At 57.0% G+C, this 21,373-nt stretch carries 22 protein-coding genes; 21 read left to right on the forward strand and 1 reads right to left on the reverse strand.

The genetic code is table 11. The features are described 5' to 3' along the window. Positions 1-53 precede the first annotated feature (53 nt). The 21 genes from fliM to O5O45_RS02110 all read left to right on the forward strand — a co-directional run bounded on the left by fliM (position 54) and on the right by O5O45_RS02110 (position 20,590). Entirely contained in the window at positions 54-1,076 is a 1,023-nt protein-coding gene (gene fliM / locus O5O45_RS02010) for a flagellar motor switch protein FliM (RefSeq protein ID WP_011398924.1), read from the forward strand. Beyond that, positions 1,040-1,558: a flagellar motor switch protein FliN gene (gene fliN, locus O5O45_RS02015; RefSeq protein WP_305903631.1), complete on the forward strand. Its 519-nt coding sequence runs from the start codon at positions 1,040-1,042 to the stop codon at positions 1,556-1,558. Before fliM ends, fliN begins: the two co-directional genes overlap by 37 nt. A gap of 2 nt (positions 1,559-1,560) precedes the next feature. Beyond that, a complete protein-coding gene (gene fliO, locus O5O45_RS02020; protein WP_305903632.1) occupies positions 1,561-2,034 on the forward strand; it encodes a flagellar biosynthetic protein FliO in 474 nt (157 codons plus the stop codon). Next, positions 2,021-2,782 (forward strand): flagellar type III secretion system pore protein FliP, encoded by a 762-nt coding sequence (gene fliP, locus O5O45_RS02025; protein ID WP_279503219.1) that lies wholly within the window; start codon positions 2,021-2,023, stop codon positions 2,780-2,782. The genes fliO and fliP overlap by 14 nt, the downstream gene beginning before the upstream one ends. Before the next feature lie 24 nt (positions 2,783-2,806). Then, positions 2,807-3,076: a flagellar biosynthesis protein FliQ gene (gene fliQ / locus O5O45_RS02030; RefSeq protein ID WP_216734948.1), complete on the forward strand. Its 270-nt coding sequence runs from the start codon at positions 2,807-2,809 to the stop codon at positions 3,074-3,076. A gap of 11 nt (positions 3,077-3,087) precedes the next feature. Continuing rightward, complete coding sequence (fliR, locus tag O5O45_RS02035) at positions 3,088-3,873, forward strand: flagellar biosynthetic protein FliR (protein ID WP_305903633.1); 786 nt, start codon at positions 3,088-3,090, stop codon at positions 3,871-3,873. A gap of 76 nt (positions 3,874-3,949) precedes the next feature. After that, complete coding sequence (gene flhB / locus O5O45_RS02040) at positions 3,950-5,086, forward strand: flagellar biosynthesis protein FlhB (RefSeq protein WP_305903634.1); 1,137 nt, start codon at positions 3,950-3,952, stop codon at positions 5,084-5,086. Between the two features lie 107 nt (positions 5,087-5,193). Then, positions 5,194-7,362, forward strand: a complete 2,169-nt coding sequence (gene flhA / locus O5O45_RS02045; RefSeq protein WP_305903635.1) for a flagellar biosynthesis protein FlhA — start codon at positions 5,194-5,196, stop codon at positions 7,360-7,362. A 36-nt stretch (positions 7,363-7,398) separates the two neighbouring features. Next, the gene (gene flhF / locus O5O45_RS02050; RefSeq protein ID WP_305903636.1) at positions 7,399-8,694 is read left to right on the forward strand and encodes a flagellar biosynthesis protein FlhF; all 1,296 of its coding nucleotides are present in this window, start codon (positions 7,399-7,401) and stop codon (positions 8,692-8,694) included. 56 nt (positions 8,695-8,750) lie between these two features. Continuing rightward, entirely contained in the window at positions 8,751-9,563 is an 813-nt protein-coding gene (locus tag O5O45_RS02055) for a MinD/ParA family protein (RefSeq protein WP_305903637.1), read from the forward strand. Between the two features lie 178 nt (positions 9,564-9,741). Next, a complete protein-coding gene (locus O5O45_RS02060; RefSeq protein WP_459077243.1) occupies positions 9,742-10,455 on the forward strand; it encodes an RNA polymerase sigma factor FliA in 714 nt (237 codons plus the stop codon). 183 nt (positions 10,456-10,638) lie between these two features. Beyond that, positions 10,639-11,013 (forward strand): chemotaxis response regulator CheY, encoded by a 375-nt coding sequence (gene cheY, locus O5O45_RS02065; protein WP_459077238.1) that lies wholly within the window; start codon positions 10,639-10,641, stop codon positions 11,011-11,013. A gap of 19 nt (positions 11,014-11,032) precedes the next feature. After that, complete coding sequence (locus O5O45_RS02070) at positions 11,033-11,824, forward strand: protein phosphatase CheZ (RefSeq protein ID WP_305903639.1); 792 nt, start codon at positions 11,033-11,035, stop codon at positions 11,822-11,824. A gap of 11 nt (positions 11,825-11,835) precedes the next feature. Continuing rightward, entirely contained in the window at positions 11,836-14,310 is a 2,475-nt protein-coding gene (locus O5O45_RS02075; RefSeq protein WP_305903640.1) for a chemotaxis protein CheA, read from the forward strand. Between the two features lie 55 nt (positions 14,311-14,365). Next, on the forward strand, positions 14,366-15,538 hold the full coding sequence (locus tag O5O45_RS02080; RefSeq protein ID WP_305903641.1) for a protein-glutamate methylesterase/protein-glutamine glutaminase: 1,173 nt from the start codon (positions 14,366-14,368) through the stop codon (positions 15,536-15,538). Then, the gene (locus tag O5O45_RS02085; protein ID WP_305903642.1) at positions 15,538-16,278 is read left to right on the forward strand and encodes a flagellar motor protein; all 741 of its coding nucleotides are present in this window, start codon (positions 15,538-15,540) and stop codon (positions 16,276-16,278) included. Before O5O45_RS02080 ends, O5O45_RS02085 begins: the two co-directional genes overlap by 1 nt. 45 nt (positions 16,279-16,323) lie before the next feature. Continuing rightward, on the forward strand, positions 16,324-17,106 hold the full coding sequence (gene motD, locus O5O45_RS02090; protein WP_305903643.1) for a flagellar motor protein MotD: 783 nt from the start codon (positions 16,324-16,326) through the stop codon (positions 17,104-17,106). 295 nt (positions 17,107-17,401) lie between these two features. Then, positions 17,402-18,217 (forward strand): ParA family protein, encoded by an 816-nt coding sequence (locus O5O45_RS02095; protein WP_305903644.1) that lies wholly within the window; start codon positions 17,402-17,404, stop codon positions 18,215-18,217. A 50-nt stretch (positions 18,218-18,267) separates the two neighbouring features. Next, entirely contained in the window at positions 18,268-19,527 is a 1,260-nt protein-coding gene (locus tag O5O45_RS02100; RefSeq protein ID WP_305903645.1) for a chemotaxis protein CheW, read from the forward strand. A 128-nt stretch (positions 19,528-19,655) separates the two neighbouring features. Continuing rightward, positions 19,656-20,141: a chemotaxis protein CheW gene (locus O5O45_RS02105; RefSeq protein WP_011398905.1), complete on the forward strand. Its 486-nt coding sequence runs from the start codon at positions 19,656-19,658 to the stop codon at positions 20,139-20,141. A gap of 38 nt (positions 20,142-20,179) precedes the next feature. Further along, positions 20,180-20,590, forward strand: a complete 411-nt coding sequence (locus O5O45_RS02110; protein ID WP_305903646.1) for a DUF2802 domain-containing protein — start codon at positions 20,180-20,182, stop codon at positions 20,588-20,590. A 97-nt stretch (positions 20,591-20,687) separates the two neighbouring features. On the opposite strand, the gene O5O45_RS02115 is transcribed toward O5O45_RS02110, so the two are convergent. Beyond that, on the reverse strand, positions 20,688-21,338 hold the full coding sequence (locus O5O45_RS02115) for a hypothetical protein (RefSeq protein WP_305903647.1): 651 nt from the start codon (positions 21,336-21,338) through the stop codon (positions 20,688-20,690). Between the last annotated feature and the right edge of the window lie 35 nt (positions 21,339-21,373).

Genomic DNA, 21,373 nt, shown 5'->3' on the forward strand with positions numbered 1-21,373 from the left:
TAGAACTAGATGCATAACATTTCCTGTTAGACCCTGGGTCAAGGTGTAGGGCTGTGCAAGATTTATTATCTCAAGACGAAATTGATGCGCTCTTACATGGCGTGGACGATGGCGACGTCGACACCGAGGAGGATGTCGATGCGGCGGGGGTGCGCAGTTACGACCTGACCAGCCAGGACCGTATTGTCCGCGGCCGCATGCCGACCCTGGAGATGATCAACGAACGCTTCGCCCGCTATACCCGTATCAGTCTTTTCAACCTGTTGCGCCGCAATGCTGACGTGGCCTCCGGCGGCGTGCAGATTCTGAAGTTCGGGGAATATATTCATACGCTTTACGTGCCCACCAGTCTCAATCTGGTGAAGATTCGTCCTTTGCGCGGTACCGGACTGTTTATTCTGGACGCCAAGCTGGTGTTCAAACTGGTGGACAACTTTTTCGGCGGCGACGGCCGTCACGCCAAGATCGAGGGGCGGGAGTTCACGCCGACGGAAATTCGAATCGTGCAGATGGTGCTGGAGCAGGTGTTCCATGACATGAAGGAAGCCTGGAATGCGGTGATGAAGGTGGACTTCGAATACGTCAATTCGGAAGTTAACCCGGCCATGGCCAACATCGTCAGCCCCAGCGAAGTGGTGGTGGTGAGCACCTTCCACATTGAACTGGACGGCGGCGGCGGAGACATGCACGTGGCCATGCCGTATTCCATGATCGAGCCCATTCGCGAAGTGCTCGACGCTGGCGTGCAGAGCGACGTCGACGATGTCGACGAACGCTGGATCAGCGCTTTGCAGCAGGACATCCTGGAAGCCAGGGTGCCGCTGAATGCCGCCGTGGTCAGACAAAAGATTTCTTTGCGCTCTCTGTCGAGGCTGAAGCCCGGAGACGTGATTCCGGTCGAACTGCCGGAAACCATTACGGTGACAGCGAACGGCGTGCCGATTTTCATCGCCAAGGTAGGGCAGTGCAACGGCAATCTGGCGCTCAAGATTGTAGATAAGATTAAGCGGTCGGCGGCGACGCCGACGAAGGAGGCGCAATGGCTGAAGACGACGACAATAAAGAAAACGATTTAGACGATACGAAGTCTGAAGAAGAGGCGTTGGCGGACGAATGGGCTGCTGCGCTGGGTGAACAGGAAGCGACTGAAGCTGAAGGCGATAGAGAGGATGAATGGGCCGCCGCGATGGCGGAGGCGGAGAGTGCGGAAGCCAAAGGAAAAGGCGCTGATGATGATATCCGCACCGCGTCTTTCGAAACCTTTGACGAGACGCTGCCGACCAGCGCGCCAGGGGCGCCGGATCTGGATGTGATTCTGGATATCCCGGTCACCATTTCCATGGAAGTCGGCAACACCCAGATTGCCATTCGCAACCTGCTGCAGCTCAACCAGGGGTCGGTTATCGAACTGGACCGTCTGGCTGGGGAGCCTTTGGACGTGCTGGTCAACGGCACCCTGATCGCCCATGGCGAGGTGGTGATGGTCAACGAAAAGTTTGGCATTCGTTTGACGGACGTCATCAGTCCTTCTGAACGCATCAAGAAGCTGCGGGGGTAGGGTTGAAACATACTGGGTTTAACTTAACTGCGTTTTGCGCCGCCATCACCGCGAGCCTGTGGTTCTGGGCGCCGGGCCTGGCGCGGGCGGCGGAGGAAACCGCCGCCAAGAAACCGGTGGCCGGCGTGGAGGCGGGGCAATTGCTGCAAGTCGGCGGCGCGCTGGTGCTGGTGCTGGCGCTGATCGGCGGAGCCGCCTGGATGATGCGTCGCTTTACCGGTCTGGCGCCGCAGCAACAGCAACATCTGAAAATGCTGGCGGTGCTGCCAGTAGGAACCCGTGAGCGCATCGCGTTGCTACAGATTGGCGATCGTCAAATAATCGTCGGCATTACTCAACATCAAATCACCAACCTGCTCACATTGGACGAACCCCTAGAACTGTCGCCACATAGCGGCGAGTTTGCACGGAAGTTGCAGAGCCTTTTGCGTCGTACTGAAAACGAAGCAAAAGGCGAAGCGAATGGCGCGCAATAGGGTCCTGCGGTTAACTTACCTGATCTTGTTTTTGATGCTTCCTGGAGTCGCATGGTCGGCCCAGGACGCCATCCTGCCGGCGGTCAAGCTGGTGACCAACCCGGACGGCACGCAGGAATACTCCGTCACCCTGCAAATTCTCGCGCTGATGACGGCGCTGACCTTCATCCCCGCTTTCCTGATGATGATGACGTCCTTCACCCGCATCATCATTGTTTTTTCCATACTGCGTCAGGCGCTTGGACTGCAACAAGCGCCCTCCAACCAGATTCTGGTGGGCATCGCGCTGTTCCTGACCTTTTTCATCATGGGGCCGACTTTCAAACAGGCCAATGAAATGGCGCTGCAGCCCTATCTCGCTGAGAAGTTGACGGCGCAGGAAGCGGTGGCCAAAGCCAGCGAACCCTTCCGCGAGTTCATGCTGCGTCAGACCCGCGAGAGCGATCTGGGCTTGTTTATTCGATTGGCGGGCGATGAGAACAAATACGCCAATCCGGAAGAAGTGCCGTTCACGATTCTGATGCCGGCGTTCGTCACCAGTGAGCTGAAAACCGCATTCCAGATCGGCTTTCTGATATTTATTCCCTTTCTGATTATCGACATGGTAGTGGCCAGCGTTCTGATGGCCATGGGGATGATGATGCTGTCGCCGATCATTATCTCATTGCCGTTCAAAATCATGCTGTTCGTACTGGTGGACGGGTGGGCTCTGATCATGGGCACCCTGGCCGCCAGTTTCGGGGTTTAGCCCGGTCAACCGAGGAGAACGCTTATGACGCCGGAAGTGGTGCTGGACATTTTTCGTGAGGCCTTATGGTTGATCGTCACACTGGTGACGCTGATCGTGGCGCCGAGTCTGGTGGTGGGTCTGATCGTCAGCGTTTTTCAGGCTGCGACGCAGATCAACGAACAGACCTTGAGCTTTTTGCCCCGTTTGCTGGTGACCTTGATCGTGATCATCATCGCCGGGCCCTGGATGCTGACCCAGTTGATGGAGTACACCGATATGCTCATCACCAGCATTCCTGACGTCATCGGATAGGGAGCCGGGCGGTGTTCGAGTGGACGGATGAACAGATCGGCGCCTGGGTGGGTATGCACCTGTGGCCTTTGTTTCGCATCTCCAGCTTTATGATGACCACGCCGATTCTGGGTACTCAGATTGTCCCGGCGCGCGTGCGGCTGACGCTGGCGCTGCTGATGACGATTCTGATCGTTCCCTCGTTGCCGCCAGTTCCGGAAGTAGATCCGTTATCCGTCAACTCGGTGGCGATCATTATTCAGCAAGTGCTGATCGGGCTGGCCATGGGGTTCGCCGTGCTGCTGCTGTTTCAGTTATTCGTGGTGACCGGACAAATCGTGGCGATGAATATGGGGCTGGGCTTCGCGTCCATGGTGGACCCTACCAACGGCATCACCGTGACCGCGTTGAGCCAGTTTTATCTGATGCTGGTGACCCTGTTATTTCTCTCCATGGGCGGTCATCTGGTGATGTTCGAGGCGGTGGTGGAAAGCTTCCGTTTTCTGCCTGTCTCGGCGCAGGAGGTGGACGCATGGTCCTGGTGGTATCTGGCCTCGCGCATCAGTTGGATGTTCGCCAGCGCATTAATGATCGCCTTGCCGGCGGTGACGGCGCTGCTGATCGTGAATATTTCCTTTGGCGTGATGACTCGGGCGGCGCCGCAAATGAATATTTTTTCCATCGGCTTTCCGATGACGGTGCTGTTTGGTCTGGTGGTGTTCTGGATCAGCATTGGCGGCATCCTGCCCCAGTTCACGGTGTTGAGCGAGAACACTTTTGATTTCATGCAGGTCATGCTGCAGCCGACGCCGCCCTGATAAGGCGACGCTGGCCCAGGACAGGTTACGATCGCGCAGGATGCCTGAACCCGAAGTAAAACGAGTGTGACGGACGATGGCTGAAAACGACACCAGTCAGGAAAAAACCGAAGAACCCACCCCCCGAAAGATCGAGAAGGCGCGGGAGGAGGGGCAGATCCCCCGTTCCCGCGAGCTGAACACCACGGCGGTGTTGCTGGCGGGCGCGGTTGGTCTTCTGGTGTTTGGCGCGACCATCGCCAAGGCGCTGGAAGGCGTGTTTCGCGCCAGCTTTACGTTAACCCGGGAAGAAGTATTTGACGCCCATCAGCCGATGATTCATCTCGGCATGTCGGCGTTGGATATGGCTATCTCTCTCGTGCCTTTCATGCTGGTGCTGCTGGTGGCGTCTTTGTTGGGGCCCATCGCGTTGGGCGGATGGATGATGAGCGGCAAAGCGGCGGCGCCGAAGTTCAGTCGCATCAATCCGCTGGAAGGCATTAAGCGAATGTTCTCCCTCAAATCTCTGATGGAGTTGATCAAAGGCATCGCCAAGACGCTGGTGGTGGGCGGGGTGGCGCTGATCATTCTCAATCATTCCATTCCTGATCTGCTGGCGATGGGAGCGGAAGATACGGCGGTGAGCATGGCCCATGCCTGCTCGCTGCTGGCGTGGAGCTTCCTGTTCCTGGCCAGCTCCATGATTTTGATCGCCCTGGTGGATGTGCCCTTTCAAATCTACGATCACCAGAAGAACCTGCGCATGACCATGCAAGAGATCAAGGACGAATACAAGGACACGGAAGGCAAGCCGGAAGTGAAGCGTCGGGTGCGGGAGGTGCAATACGAGATGAGCCGCCGTCGCATGTTGCAGGACGTGCCCAAGGCGGATGTGGTTATCACCAACCCGACTCACTATTCCGTAGCGCTGAAATACGACGCCAAGAAAATGGCGGCGCCGATTGTGCTGGCCAAAGGCGCGGATCATATGGCCATGAAAATCCGTGAAATCGCCAAGGCGCACAACGTTGAGATGGTCTCGGCGCCGCCGTTGACCCGCTCCATCTACCACCACTCGGAAGTGGGGGATGAAATTCCTTCCGGCCTGTACCTCGCCGTAGCCCAGGTGCTGGCGTATGTCTTTCAATTACGCCGTTATCGCAGCGGCTACGGTAAGAAGCCCCAGGGCATGCCTGACTTCAAGATACCTTCCCACCTGCGCCGGGATCTGTAAGTTGAGTTAATCTCTGTCCGGCGGCGCTTTTCCATAGGGCGGCACATTTCCTGCAGACACTCTGTGGAAACGGTTTATTCCGTCAACCTTTCGTCGTTTGGAGTGTTATGGAACGAGCTGCCGCGATCAACAACCTGAAGAGCCTGGCCCACGGCAACCTGGGCATCCCGGTGCTTCTGATGGTGTTGCTGGGCATGATGACGTTGCCGGTGCCGCCGTTCCTGCTCGACGTCTTCTTTACCTTCAATATCGCCTTGTCGCTGGTCATTCTGCTGGTGTGCGTGTACGCCATGCGTCCCATGGAGTTCGCCATTTTCCCGACAGTGCTGCTGGTGGCCACCTTGTTGCGTCTGGCTCTGAACGTCGCTTCCACCCGGGTGGTGCTGCTGGAAGGGCACGAAGGCGGCGACGCGGCGGGTAAAGTTATCCAGTCATTCGGCGAAGTGCTGATTGGCGGCAACTATGCCGTTGGTCTGGTGGTGTTCGCCATTTTGATGATTATCAACTTCGTGGTGGTCACCAAAGGCGCCGGGCGCGTTTCCGAAGTGAGCGCACGCTTTACATTGGACGCTATGCCCGGCAAGCAGATGGCGATTGACGCGGATCTGAACGCGGGCATTATTAACCAGGAAGAGGCCAAATCGCGCAGGGCGGAAGTGGCCCAGGAAGCGGACTTCTACGGCTCCATGGACGGCGCCAGCAAATTCGTTCGTGGTGACGCCGTCGCAGGTCTGCTGATTCTGGCTATCAACCTGATCGGCGGCCTCTCCATCGGCATCATGCAACACGATCTGGAGTTCAACGACGCCGTACAAAAATATGCGCTGCTGACGATCGGTGACGGTCTGGTGGCGCAGATACCCTCACTGCTGCTCAGCACTGCGGCGGCCATCATGGTCACCCGCGTCAGTACTCAACAGGATATGTCGAGCCAGGTCATCAACCAGATGTTTGGCTCCCCCCGGGCGCTGGCTATTGTGGCGGTGATCCTGTTTATCATGGGCGCGATTCCAGGCATGCCCCATATGGCGTTTTTGGGACTGGCGGCGATTATCGGCGCAGCAGCCTACTTTATGCGGAAGCGCCAGCAACAGTCGGAAGTGGTGGACGAAGGCGTGACGCCTGGCCCTAGACGTCCTGGCGCGCCCCAGCAACCCGGTGGCGGGCCCGCGCTGGCCCCCGGCGAAAGCGCGCCGGCTGTGCGTGGGCCGGAAACCAAAGAGTTGGGCTGGGATGACGTGGCCAGCGTGGATATCGTGGGTCTGGAAGTGGGCTACCGGCTGATCCCGCTGGTGGATAAGTCGCAAGGCGGACAGTTGTTGGCCCGCATTAAGGGCGTACGTAAAAAGCTGTCTCAGGAACTGGGCTTTCTCATGCCCTCCGTGCATATCCGCGACAACCTGGATTTAATGCCGAACTTTTATCGCATCACTTTGATGGGCGTCACCATCGCGGAAGCGGAAATTCATCCAGACCGGGAAATGGCCATCAATCCCGGCCAGGTCTTCGGCAAGCTGGACGGCATTCAGACCAAAGATCCGGCCTTCGGTCTGGAGGCGGTGTGGATTGACCCTTCTCAAAAAGAACAGGCGCAGACGCTGGGTTACACCGTGGTGGACTCCAGCACGGTGGTGGCGACGCACCTGAATCAGGTGCTCAGCCGTCATGCTTACGAGCTGATTGGCCATGAAGAAGTGCAGCAGTGGCTGGAGCAACTGGGCAAGAAAGCGGCGAAACTGGCGGAAGAGCTGGTTCCCAACACCGTCTCGCTCAGCACCTTGTTGAAGGTGTTGCAGAATCTGTTGCAGGAAGATGTGCCGGTGCGGGATATGCGCAGCATTGCGGAGGCCATCGTCAACTATACGCCGAAGACCCAGGACGCCGGTATTTTGACGGCGGCGGTAAGGGCTTCTCTGCGTCGCCTGATCGTCCAGAACATAGTGGGGGCGGAGCCTGAGCTGCCTGTCATCACTCTGGACCCAGGGTTGGAACAATTACTGCTTAAATCCATGCAACAAGCACAACAGGCCGGCGGCATGGATGACATCGGTCTGATTTTGGAACCGAGCATGATGGAGAAACTGCAACGCTCACTGGCGGAAGCGGCGCAGCGACAGGAAATGCTCGGTAAAGCGGCGGTCTTGCTGGTGTCCAACAGCCTGCGCCCGGTTCTGGCGCGGTTCATCAAACTCAGCGTGGAGCGCATGCATGTCCTGGCTTATCAGGAAGTGCCAGACAACAAACAAATCACCATCGTGGCGACAATCAGTGGGTAATCCCGTGCGGGCTCGTGGAGCCGGGAGGCTAACATTATGAAAGTGAAACGTTTTTTTGCAGCGTCAATGCAACAGGCCTTGAAGGATATTCGTGAAGACCTCGGCGCGGACGCCGTCATTCTGTCCACCAGTAAGACGGGGGATGGCGTGGAGGTGATTTGCGCGCTGGATTATAACGAGGACGATCAGCGCAGCAGCATGCCTGAGCAGGAAGGCTCTCGGCCGACGCCCTCTGCGGTGGCGCGGGAAACCGCGGATCGCCATCGTCGCCTGGAGGATGAAATGTCGCGGGTGCGCGACCGCCTGGAAACGCTGAAAAGCAACGCCAGACCCAAAGCTGAGCCAGCGCCGGCTTTTGCCGCTGTGGAACCGTCGGCGACCGCGACCCGGCAAATCGGCGCCGGAGAAACCGACACTTCGCGCATGCTGGCGGAAATGCGTGAAGAGATCATGCAGCTCAAAAGCATCATGCGCCAGCCCGCCGCCGCGCGCCCGGAAGAGAATCCCGGTCATCGCGAGCTGGTCGAACGCATGCAGGAAATGGGCGTCTTCCGTGAGCTGCAAAGCGCGCTCATCGCCAAAGCGGATCCGCGCAAAGGCGCGCAGGAGCAATGGCGCAACCTGATGGCGCGTCTGGCCCATGGTTTAAAGGCGGAAAATGAAGAACTGATTCACCAGCGTGGAGTCTGTGCGTTGCTGGGACCGACCGGCTCCGGCAAAACCACCACCCTCGCCAAACTGGCGGCGCGTTTCGTGGTTCACTACGGCGCCGAAAAACTGGCGCTGATCACTACCGACCGTTTCCGGGTGGCCAGTCAGCAGCAATTGCAGTCCTTTGGGCGCTTGCTGAACGTGCCAGTGTATGTGGTGGATGAGGAGAACAGTCTGGACGATCTGCTTGACCGGCTCGCCAACAAACGCCTGGTGCTGGTGGATACTGCTGGATTGACGCCTCAGGATCCAAATTGGGAGCGTCAGCAGAAAGACTTGAAAGTGGCTCGTCACCGCATCAGAAATTATCTTGTATTGTCGGCAGTTAACCAACCGCAGGTCATGAAATCCACCTATCATTACTATAAGATGTTGGGGCTTTCCGGCTGTATCATGACCAAACTGGATGAAGCGTTCAGTCTGGGTGAAGTGTTGAGCATGGCCATCCTGAACCGGCTTCCGGTCGCCTATGTCACCGACGGACAGAAAATACCCGATGACATTCATCCGGCGAAAGCGCATGCGCTGGTGGCGCGCGCGGACGCATTGTGGCGGCGGACCCGGCGAGAGGCCGAACAAACTAATAATACCAGTCGCTTCGCTGCGGAACTGGTAGTCTAAACTATTGAGTGCGGGGCCAACGCCGCGCCGTCTAATAACAGGAGATATCTACCGGTATGAGTAAAGTACATCCGGTTCAAGTTATTGCAGTCACCGGAGGAAAGGGGGGTGTCGGCAAGAGCAATGTTTCCATAAATCTGTCCCTCGCGTTAGCGGATTTGGGACGTCGCGTGGTGCTGCTGGATGCGGACCTCGGACTGGCGAATATTGATGTGTTGCTCGGCGTCACCGCCTCGCGCAATATCGGGGATGTGCTGGCGGGGGATTGCACCCTGCGGGAAGTCATGATCGAAGGCCCGGGCGGAATAAAGATCGTCCCGGCCTCATCCGGCACCCAGCATCTTACTCATCTGTCTCCTCTTGAACACGCGGGCTTGATTAACGCCTTTAGCGACATCAGCGACGATCTGGACGTACTGGTCATCGACACGGCGGCGGGGATCTCCGAACAAGTGCTCTCCTTCGTGCGCGCGGCGCAGGAAGCCCTGGTGGTGGTGTGCGACGAGCCTACCTCCATTACCGACGCCTATGCCGTCATCAAGCTGCTCAACAAGAACCACGATATGTACCGCTTCCGGGTGCTCGCCAACATGGTTCGCTCCGAGCAGGAAGGGCGGCATTTGTTCGGTAAATTATCCAAGGTCACCGAACGCTTTTTGGAAGTTGCGCTACAATATGTAGGAAGCATTCCATTTGACGAAGCCGTACGCAAAGCGGTGCAACGGCAGCGTCCTGTGTACGAAGCCTACCCGCGCGCCAAAGCGTCGCTGGCGTTCCGCCAACTGGCGCAGAAGGTGGACAACTGGCCGTTGCCGACGGCGCCGAGAGGCAATCTGGAATTCTTTGTGGAGCGTCTGGTGCACAGTTAGGCGCGCGCCGGACGGAATGCGAGGGCTCGCCCGGCGGCTATATACCGGGTGCTTGCAATGAGGCGTGACGTTTGCGCCGGACATATCCTCAAACACCCATGAGAACGTTTTTGTTGAAATCATCCGGTTTATTGCAGACCTTGCGCGCAAATTCATGTCATTGGCGAATACTTATATGATGTATAGCGAGACGCGGGCGGAGCGCGCCGACACTCTGGTCAGGCAATACGCGCCTCTGGTCAAGCGCATCGCGCATCACCTGATCGCCCGTCTGCCCGCCAGCGTGCAGGTGGAGGACTTGATTCAGGCGGGCATGATCGGATTGCTGGAAGCCGCGCAGAAATACGACGCCGGCAAGGGCGCCAAATTCGAAACCTATGCGGGCATCCGCATTCGCGGCGCTATGGTGGACGAAATTCGTAAGGGCGATTGGGTGCCGCGTTCCGTGCATCGTAACGCCCGTAATATCGCGGAAGCGATACACACTATTGAAGCCCGCACCGGTCGTGACGCGTCGGATGCGGAAGTGGCGGCAGAGCTGGGCATACCCCTGGAGCAATACCACGCCAGCCTGCGCGACGCCAGTTCGGGGAAGCTGTTCAGCCTGGAAGAGCTGGGCTTTCACGGGGAGGGCGGCTCTGACGACGAAACGTTAACCACCGACAATCCCCTCAGCGACATCGAACAAAACGCCTTTCTGGAAAAATTGAGCGCCGCGATAGACGGTTTGCCGGAACGGGAGAAGCTGGTGCTGTCTCTCTACTATGACGAAGAACTCAACCTCAAGGAAATAGGCCAGGTGCTCTCAGTCAGCGAGTCCCGGGTCAGTCAGATTCATTCCCAGGCGACCTTGCGACTGCGATCCCGTCTCTCAGACTGGAAAAACAGCTAAATCAAGCTATTGCCTGCGCAGGTTAATGTTTTTTCGAAATCAGCATCCTGCGGTCATGTTTTCTAAAACAACTTGTATCAAAAAACTGGATAGTACGGCGCGACCAGCTAGACTTACTCAGTAGAGTAATGAAATCAAAGGGTTTCCAGCGTCGCCATTGTGGAGGTTACATTGGACAAGAACATGAAAATCCTCGTTGTAGATGACTTTTCAACAATGAGGCGGATTATTAAAAACCTGCTTCGGGATTTGGGCTTCACCAATACTGATGAAGCAGATGACGGGTCCACCGCGCTGCCGATGTTAAAAACCGGGAAGTTTGATTTTCTGGTCACTGACTGGAATATGCCCGGAATGACGGGAATTGAATTACTCCAGGCTGTTCGCGCCGATGAGAGTCTGAAAAACCTGCCGGTGCTCATGGTGACGGCGGAAGCCAAACGGGACCAGATTGTCGCCGCGGCGCAGGCGGGTGTTAACGGGTATGTGGTGAAGCCGTTTACTGCGGCCGTGCTGAAGGAAAAGATAGAAAAAATCTTCGAGCGGATCGACTCATAATAAAACCGCAGGAATTACTATGACCAATGAACAGCAGCCACCATCCTCCTCCCAAGAGGACATCGAGGCGCGCTTGAGCGAGCAGGCGGCGAGCTTGATGGAGCACGTCAGCAAGGGGGACTTTGGCGAAGCGTTGCGGGTAATTTCCGACCTTAATGACACTCGGGACCGTACGCTGTACCACGAAGTGGGCAAGTTGACCCGTTCGTTGCACGAAGCCATACGCAATTTCAATATCGACATGGGCAATGTGAAGATGAATCAGCAGGAGGAAATGTCGAAGATCGCCGACGCCTCCGATCGTCTCTCCTATGTGGTCGATATGACCAACAAAGCCGCCAACAAAACCATGGATATGGTGGAAGCGAGTATGCCCGTGGCGGTGGAAATGAAGCAGGAGGCCCATGAGCTGAAGGAAGCATGGGGTCGACTGCGGCGGCGGGAAATGGATCCTTCGGAATTCCGCGAGCTGTACAAGCGTATTGATAAGTTTTTGGTGGATCTGGCCGCCAACAGCGACAAAGTGTACACCAATCTGTCGGAAATACTGTTGGCCCAGGACTTTCAGGACCTTACCGGACAGGTCATCAATAAGGTCACCGGTCTGGTCAAGGAAGTGGAAGTGAATCTGGTCAAGCTGGTCGCCATGGCTGGCAAAGTTGACCGCATAACAGGCATTCAGCATGAGGTGAAGGCCGAAGAAGAGTCTATTACAAAAGGGCACGGCCCGCAGATCCAGACCGAAGGACGCTCAGATGTCGTCGCCAGCCAGGACGACGTGGACGACCTTCTTTCCAGCCTTGGTTTCTGAGGAGCACATGAATGGGGTTTGAAGCGGACGAAGAAATCCTGCAGGACTTTCTAGTCGAAGCGGGAGAAATTCTTGAACAGCTCTCAGAGCAGTTGGTGGAACTGGAGCAGAACCCGGACGACCGCGATCTGCTGAACGCCATTTTCCGTGGGTTCCACACCGTTAAAGGCGGCGCCGGTTTCCTTCAGTTGGACGCCCTGGTGGAATGCTGCCATGTGGCGGAAAACGTCTTCGACCTGTTGCGCAACGGTCAGCTCAGTGTCGACTCTGAATTGATGGATGTCGTGCTGCAGACGCTGGACGCCGTCAACGAAATGTTTTCCCAGGTGAAAATGAGGGAAGAGTTGACCCCCGCCGCACCCGAACTCATGGCCGCCCTGGAGCGACTGGCCAGCGGCGAATCCGCCTCCGTGGCGGAAGAGGCTGACGAGCCTGCCGAAGAACCCGTTGAAGAGCACGAAGAAGAAGCCCCTGAGGAAGTCGAAGAACCCGTGGCGTCGGCGGAAGGCGATATTACCGACGACGAATTCGAGAACCTGCTCAACGCCCTGGATGATGAAGACGGCGGCGAGAAAGCGGAGGCGTCTGAGTCGAAAGACGAAGGCGATGAAATCACCGAAGACGAGTTCGAGAAGCTGCTGGATCAACTGCATGGTCCCGGCAAGTTCAGCGGCGTCAAGGAAAGCAAACCCGCCAAGACCGCCCCTGAACCCGCTCCGGTTCCGCAAGAAGAAGCCGCTGAAGCTGTGTCCGTCGGCGATAGTGATGAAATCACTGATGATGAATTTGAAGCCTTGCTGGACGAGTTGCACGGCAAAGGCAAGTTTGACGGCGCTGTATCCGACGGGGCTGAGCAGAAGAAAGCCCCTGCCGCGGAGAAGAAAGGCAAGCCTGCGGCGAAAGCCGAGCCTGAAAAGCCTGCAAAGAAAGTAGAGAAAAAAGAGGAAGCCGCCTCTGGCGACTCCGAACTGATTACCGACGACGAATTCGAAAAACTGCTGGATGAGCTACATGGCTCCGGCAAGGGACCGAGTCCTACTGCGGGCGCCAAGCCTGCCGCCGCAAAACCGGCGGAAAAGGCGGCTGCGAAAAAAGAGCCCGCCAAAAAGGAGCCAGTCAAGAAAGAGCCGCCGAAAGTCGTCAAGCCTGCGCCAGCCCGCGCGGAGCCGGACGAGGAGCGACGTCAGCCTGCGGCGAGCGCCGCTGCTGCGAAAGACGCTCAGGCCAGCATCGCCACGGAAACCACGGTGCGGGTGGACACCAAGCGTCTCGACGACATCATGAACATGGTCGGCGAACTGGTGCTGGTGCGTAACCGTCTCAAACGTTTAGGCGAAGAGTTCGCCGATGAGAACATGAGTAAAGCCGTGTCCAATCTGGACGTGGTCACCAGCGACTTGCAGTCTGCGGTCATGCAGACGCGGATGCAGCCCATCAAGAAAGTATTTGGCCGTTTCCCCCGCGTGGTGAGGGACTTGGCCCGCAATCTGCGCAAAGAAGTCAATCTGGTGTTGCGTGGGGAAGACACAGACCTAGATAAAAACCTGGTCGAAGCGCTGTCCGACCCACTGGTCCACTTGGTGCGGAACGCGGTCGACCACGGTATTGAGTCCCCTGAGGCGCGCGAGCAAAAAGGCAAGCCGCGGGTCGGGCGTGTGGTGCTGGCGGCGGAGCAGGAAGGCGATCATATTCTGTTGTCCATTGAAGACGACGGCGCTGGCATGGATCCGGTAGTGCTGCGTCAAAAAGCGGTGGAAAAAGGCATTTACGACGTGGACGCCGCCGAGCGTCTCACCGACAACGAAGCTTATAACCTCATATTCGCGCCGGGGTTCTCCACCAAAACGGAGATATCCGATGTGTCCGGGCGCGGTGTCGGGATGGACGTGGTCAAAACCAAGATCACCCAGTTGAACGGCACCATCCATATCGAGTCGGAATTGGGGCGCGGTTCTCGTATCGTGATCAAAGTGCCGTTGACCCTCGCCATCATGCCGACCTTGATGGTGATGCTGGGGGATCAGGCATTCGCTTTCCCATTGGTGAGCGTGGTGGAAATATTCCACCTTGACCTGACCCAGACCAATATTGTCGATGGGCAGGAGTGTATCGTGGTGCGCGAGAATGTGTTTCCGCTGTTCCACATCAAACGCTGGCTGGTGAAGGGCGCGCAATTTGAGCCCACCGAAGAGAACGGTCATGTGGTGATTGTTTCCGTCGGCACCAAGCGCGTGGGCTTTGTGGTCGATCAACTGGTCGGTCAGGAAGAAGTGGTCATCAAACCCTTGGGTAAAATGCTGCACGGCACGCCGGGAATGGCCGGCGCCACCATCACGGGTGACGGGCGCATTGCGCTGATACTGGACATACCCAGCATGCTTGGACGCTACGCCAAGTCCAGCAAAGTATACGGTCGGCCGACGTTCAGGAAGAGTCAGTTGGTGACGGACTCGGATGAAACGGAGCCCGCGGCTTCCGCAGGCTGAGCGCCTGTCATAAGGCGCAGCGGCGGAGTGATTTCCAAAAACGGGAGACCGATGAATGGCCTTAAAGGTCCTGGTAGTAGATGATTCGGGATTTTTCAGACGTCGCCTTTGCGAGATCCTGAACTCCATAAGCGATGTCGATGTCGTCGGCACGGCCAGCAATGGCCGCGAAGGCGTGGAGATGGCGCTAAAACTGAAACCCGACGTCATCACCATGGACTATGAGATGCCGGTCATGGACGGCATTACCGCGGTCAAGGAAATCATGCGGGTTCAGCCCACGCCGGTGTTGATGTTTTCTTCTCTTACCTACGAAGGCGCCCGAGTGACCTTTGACGCTCTGGAAGCGGGCGCGGTGGATTTTCTGCCGAAGAGCTTCGAGGCGATGTCCGGCGACGCCTCCAAGATCAAGCGCCTGCTGCACGATCGTATTAAAGAAGTTTCACGCGCCAAATATCGTATGTCCGGGGCCTCCGCTCCGGCGTCGGAACTGGCCAAACCCGCGCCCCCGACGCCTGTACGCGAGCCGTCCAAGCCCGCCGCGCCCACGCCGCGCGCTGCAGAGGCGCGCGCCAAGGCGCCGCCAGCCAAACCGGAGCCGAAGGTAGAGCCAAAACCGGAAGTGAAGGCGGCGAAATCCCGGCGCACGCCGCGTCAGGACTATAAAGTGGTGCTGATTGGCACTTCCACCGGCGGTCCAGTGGCGCTGCAAAAAATTCTCACCCGCTTACCAGGCGCGTTCCCTGCGCCACTGGTGCTGGTGCAGCATATGCCGGCCTCCTTTACGCCGGCGTTTGCCGAACGTCTGAATCGTCTGTCGCAACTGTCCGTCAAACAGGCGGAGAACGGTGAGATTCTCAAGCCTGGATGGGCCTACATTGCGCCCGGCGGTAAACAGACGCTGATTGAGCGCGTTGGCGCCCAGGCGCGGGTCAAGATTCTCGACGGCGACGAGCGACTCCACTACAAACCCTGCGTGGACGTTACTTTTGGCTCCTGCGCCAAGATGTTTCCCGGCAAAGTATTGGGCGTCATCCTGACCGGTATGGGGGCGGATGGCCGCGAAGGCTGCCGCATGCTGAAAGAGAGTGGTTCTGTGGTCTGGTCCCAGGATGAGGCGACCAGTGTGATTTATGGTATGCCGATGGCGGTGGCCACCGCCGGTCTGTCGGATGAAGTTTTAGCCTTGGATGAATTTGCGCCGCGGTTGATTGACGGTGTCGGATAATGGACTTACTCAGCATCGTGGGCGTCCTGATCGCCCTGGTGGCGATCATCGGCGGCAACATGATCGAAGGCGGCGATGTTTCCTCCTTACTGAATCTGCCCGCAGCCCTCATTGTCGTGGGTGGCACATTCGGCGCTATCGTGCTGCAACATTCCGGCAAAGTGTTGAAGCGCTCCTTCAAGCAGTTCATCTGGGTCTTCCTCCCTCCCTATATCAGTTTTGAAGACGGCATTCAGAAAGTGATTTCCTGGAGTATGGTGGCTCGTAAGGAAGGCTTGCTGGGGTTGGAGTCCGTGGCGGAAAAAGAACGCGATCCCTTTTCCCGCAAAGGGCTGCAACTGCTGGTGGACGGCGCGGAGCCGGAATCCATCCGCAACATTATGGAGCTGGAGCTTAACAGTCGCGAGCTGCGGGAGCTGGACGCCAGTAAAGTATATGAAGCCATGGGCGGTTACGCGCCCACCTTGGGGATTCTGGGCGCTGTACTTGGGTTGATTCAGGTTATGAGCCATTTGGAGGATCCCTCCATGCTGGGTCCTGGCATCGCTACGGCGTTTGTCGCCACTATCTACGGGGTCGCGCTGGCTAACCTGTTCTACTTTCCCATCGCCAATAAACTGAAAGGCATTGTTCACGAGCAATCGCTGTTGCGGGAAATGATGATTGAGGGCATCGTCGGCATTGCTGAAGGGGAGAATCCCAAAGCGATAGAATTGAAGCTGAAAGGGTTTCTGCAATGACGCCAGTTACTACCCCTCCATGCCGATAAGCGGGAGTCGCCAGCCATGAGAAAGCGCCGCCGCAACCGAGAAGAATCCCATAACCACGAACGCTGGCTGGTGTCCTATGCGGACTTCATTACGTTGCTGTTCGCATTTTTCGTGGTGATGTACTCAGTTTCCTCCGTCAACGAAGGCAAATACAAAGTCCTGTCTGAAACGCTGGAAGGGGTTTTCAACGCCACGCAGCGCAGTGTCAATCCCATTCAGGTTGGACAACAGACCGCGGCGCCTCCACAAAGCGATTCGCCTGCGATACAACCTTTCGACAGTCCGGAAAGCCAGCCTGGCGAGACGACGGAAGAGCAGGCCGGAGAGCGCTTGCAGGAAATCGCCAATCGCTTTAACTACCGGTTAAAAGGGTTGATTGGGCAAGGCATGGTGTCGATTAACGAAAACGACAACTGGATCGAGTTGTCCTTGCGCAACAATTTACTGTTCAACAGTGGCGACGCCGTGCCGGTGGACGCTGCGTTCAATCTGATCGACGGCATCGCCGGTATTCTCAAGGACTATCCCAACGCCATCTTGGTGGAAGGCTTCACCGACAACGTGCCCATTCGTAGCTCGGTGTATCCCTCCAACTGGGAACTGTCCTCCGCGCGTTCAGCGGCGGTAGCGCGCTTGTTGATTATCGGCGGCGTTGATCCCCGGCGTTTGGCGGCGGTGGGATACGGCGAATATCAGCCGGTCGCCCGTAACGATACGTCGGAGGGGCGGCAAAGAAACCGTCGGGTGGTTTTGTTGGTGGCCAAGGACGCTAAAGTTCGTCTCACCATGCGGCGCTGACCGGGTCAGGCCTGACGCGCCACTTTCCCGCCAATTGACTATTTATCCTGCTGAAACAGGCCATGAGATCCTAGCATTGGCATATATCATGCAATCTCTCCATGGCGAAACAAGGAAAGGCGGATTGCGGCGCAGGCTTGCCGTCATTCCACATCGGGATTGTCATTAATACCCGTCACTGTGAGCTTCTATACTGTCATTAGGAACTCTGTTGCGACGTGGCGAAAGCGCGTAGCGGAAACACGGTGACGAGTTGTCGTCATCTGTCTGAACATCAACGCGGGGAGTATCAACCGTGCGAATCTGGACCGTCGCGAATCAAAAAGGAGGCGTGGGTAAAACCACCACCGCCGTCGCCCTCGGCGGGATTCTGGCGCAACAAGGCAAGCGGGTGCTGTTGCTGGACTTGGATCCGCACGGCTCGCTGACGTCTTATTTCAAATATGATCCGGACAGTATCCGCGGCAGCGTATACGACTTATTCATGCATGAGGGCAAAGTGCCGGCGGATCTACCGCGCACCCTGATCCGCGACACCAGCCATCCCAATCTTAAACTGCTGCCGGCGTCCACGGCGCAGGCCACACTGGAGCGGAAAATGGTGGGCGTGGAAGGCATGGGGTTGATCATTTCCAAGTCCCTGGCGCATCTGTGGGACGATTTCGATTACGCTTTTCTGGATAACACGCCGGTGCTCGGCGTACTGCTCATCAATGCGCTGGCGGCCTGCCAGCATATTCTGATACCGGTGCAGACTGAATTTCTGGCGTTAAAGGGTCTGGAGCGCATGCTGCATACCCTTGGCATGGTAATGAAGAGCCAAAAGAATCCGCTTTCCTATACCGTCATACCCACGATGTTCGACCGTCGTACTCATGCGTCAGTGCAGACCTTTCGCACTCTGCGGCATCAGTATGGCGACGTGGTATGGCGCTATGCGATTCCAGTGGACACCAAATTCCGCGACGCCAGCCGGGCGGGCGTGATTCCTTCCGTGTATGACGCCGCCACCCATGGTGTGCGCGGCTACGAAAAACTGTTGCATGACCTGTTGGAAGCCAACGTGGGGTTCAATCCGCCGTCTCAAGCCCAGGCGGGCGGAGCGGCGTAACGTAAGGGCGGCGGAGGTCGCCGCAGGCATTAAAGGATATTTGTTTAGTAATGGCAGATAAGCAGTTCGCCGATCCTGATAACTACGATAAGGCAGTCCTCGATTATATTGACGACCTGCTGCGCGCGCCTGCGCCGGAGACGGACGATGAGCCTTCTGGCGCTGATTCTTCGGCGCAGCAGGACAAGTCCGGCGCCGCACCAGCGTCTGCAAAAGAGGCTGACGTCACAGAGGCCTCAAGTCTGGCGGGTGAACGTGAGCAAGCCTCGTCCACAGCGAATGACCCACCGCAGACTCTGTCACAACCTATCAAACCGCATCCAACGAAACCGCAACCGGAGACGCCTGCGAACGAACGCGCCATAGCCGCGCCGCGTCACAAAGCGGTTCCGCCAGGGAAGGAGGTGGACATGAATTCGGCGGAGAAAGAAAGCGCATCGACGCACTCTGCGGCGGAAGCGTTACTGGAGCAGGGTCGCATGACGCTTGCGCGCCAACGTATGCTCGCCCGGCAGGCTGAGCAGGCGCGTCTGGCGCTGCAGGAACCGCCCAGGCTGGTGATGCCGATGCCCAAAGTGGCCCCTCCGCCGCCAGCGCCGACGGAGACGGAGAAAAAACCGTCGGTGGCGGAACGAAGCGCGGCGCTGCGGGAAAAGTTAAAGCAGTGGCGTGTCTCTGAGCCGAAAGAAGAAGAGCAGGAGCTGCAGTCGCTGGCGCGTCAAAAACTTGAAGCAAGGCGTCAAGAACGTGACGCGCCGATGGCGGAGCCGGAAGTGACGCAGCAGGAAGAGGTTGACGTTGAGGCGGGCTTCGGCGGCGCGCCGGATGGCTGGGCCGCTAACGGCAGGCCGGTGTGGGCGCAGGAGCGTTTCGAATGCCTTCTGTTTAATGTGGCGGGCCTGAAACTGGCGGTGCCGTTGATTTCTCTTGGCGGCGTACATGCGATGGATCATGAAACCACGCCGCTGTTCGGCATGCCTTCCTGGTTTGTCGGGCTGATTCCTGTGGCGGGAATGAATGTGAGAGTTGTGGATACGGCGCAATGGGTCATGCCTGATCGCTACAAGGCGCAATATCGGGAAAATATCCGTTACATCATTCGATTACATGATTCTGAGTGGGGACTCGGCTGCGATTTCATTGCGGAGGCGTTTACTCTGGAGCCGGATCAGGTGCGTTGGCGCAGCGAGCGCTCCAAGCGACCATGGCTGGCCGGTACGGTGGTGACGCATATGTGCGCGCTGCTGGATGTGGATGGGTTGGAGCAACAATTGAATCAGTCATCCGCCAAAGCCGGTAAAAAGGGCTGACGCAGAACCGGCGACAGACCGGGGTGGTTGGCAAAATCCGCTGGCATAGATCCTGCGTTGTTCTATATTAATTAAGTACAAACGCTAGAAATTTGACGCTCAGCGTCGGGAGAAAGAGGTTAAACGCTATGGCATCCTATTCAGGGCAGGGCCAAAGTTCAGAAGATCCGATTCTGCAATACGTGACCTTCAAGTTGGATCATGAAACTTACGGCATCAATGTTATGCAGATCCAGGAGGTGTTGCGCTATACGGAAATCGCCCCGGTGCCTGGCGCGCCGGACTACGTTCTCGGCATTATTAATCTGCGCGGCAATGTCGTCACAGTCATCGACACCCGCAAGCGGTTTGGCTTGTCGGAAGCGGAGGTTAGCGATCACACCCGGATTGTGGTGATTGAGGTGGATAATCAAGTCGTGGGCATTCTGGTGGATTCTGTGGCGGAAGTGGTTTATCTGCGGCAGTCGGAAATGGAAACCGCTCCAAATGTCGGCAACGAGGAAAGCGCCAAATTCATTCAAGGCGTGTGCAACAAGAATGGAGAACTGATTATTCTGGTTGAATTCGAAAAAATGATGTCAGAAGAAGAGTGGTCCGAGGTGGCGTCCTTGTGATCAGTCTCACCCAATAAGCTGGCGCGGGAGGATAAGTTATGAATCCGCAATTTATGAGTTGGGAGTTGCTTGTGTCCCTGTGTTTCGGGCTGATTGTCGCGATTGCCTGCTTCACAATCTGTCGGATGCAGGCCAAGCGCATTGTACGTCTGGAAATCGAAGTCGGGCAGATGCGGGATAAGCTCAATATGCTCTCCGACAGCGGCATTGGCGTGGGCCGGAAGGTGGTTTCCATTGATCAGCGTCTGAAAGCCGCTGAACTCAAGCAGAAAGAACTGCAAACGATGGATGTGCAAAAGGTGTCTTACAATGAAGCGGCCCGTTTGTTGGCGTTGGGCGCGGAAGTAGAGGATTTGGTGAAAGCCTGCGGCCTGACCAGGGCTGAGGCGGATTTGATCAAGGCGCTGCATTCCAGTCAAAGTGTAGCGCAGAGACCTGCGCGGCATTGATCCGAACCGATTCCGCCTGACAGACAGGCGGACGAAGAGGTTTATCTATAAAAGTTCAGACCCGGCTGTGGCGCTGTCGCCGCAGCCGGGTTTGTCGTTATAGGGTCTCTTTACTTTCTTTTTCTTGCTTCAATAGCGCCACCGCCAGTTTGACATCCTCGGACAGTGAGCTGTCCTCGCCTTTCTTGAGCACCGGCAACACCATGAAGTGTACGCTGCCGTCTGCGCTGGTCACACTGGTGGCGATGATGGCGTCGCCCTCAGTCGCTGCGCCATAGTAATCGGCGATAATATCCGACGGCTTCTCCGTGAGCCCGCCAAGCCGCTCGGCTTCAGTGTTGTCGAAAAGAAGGATTTCGCCGGACTGGGAAAGCTTCTGCAACAGCCTTTCTGTCTGCGGATCAAATGGGAAATTACTGGTGTCGACGTAACGTAACCCTTCCGTTTCGATAAAGTCATACAGCTCTGCGCTAAGCGATGTGGAGGCCTGCGATACCCATGGTCCGGTGTCCTGAACCGGCTCTTCCACTTCGGGAGCGGTTTCGGCCGCCATCTGTGACGCGGTCTCCTCCATAAATTCGGGAGAAACGCCCGTCAGCGTCGCCTCCTGATTTTCCGCCGGAATTTCCATTGCAGTGGATTGCGATGCGAGCTTCGCGTCAGCGTCGTCGCCGTTTGTGTGGTAGAGAAAGACGCCTGCCGCCAGACACAGGGGCGCGCCCCATAAAACGATTTTTTTAACTGACATAATGATCACCTTCTACTTGTCATGTCCGCCGGAAG

It is taken from the genome of Hahella sp. HNIBRBA332 (genome assembly GCF_030719035.1).
GTDB lineage: Bacteria > Pseudomonadota > Gammaproteobacteria > Pseudomonadales > Oleiphilaceae > Hahella.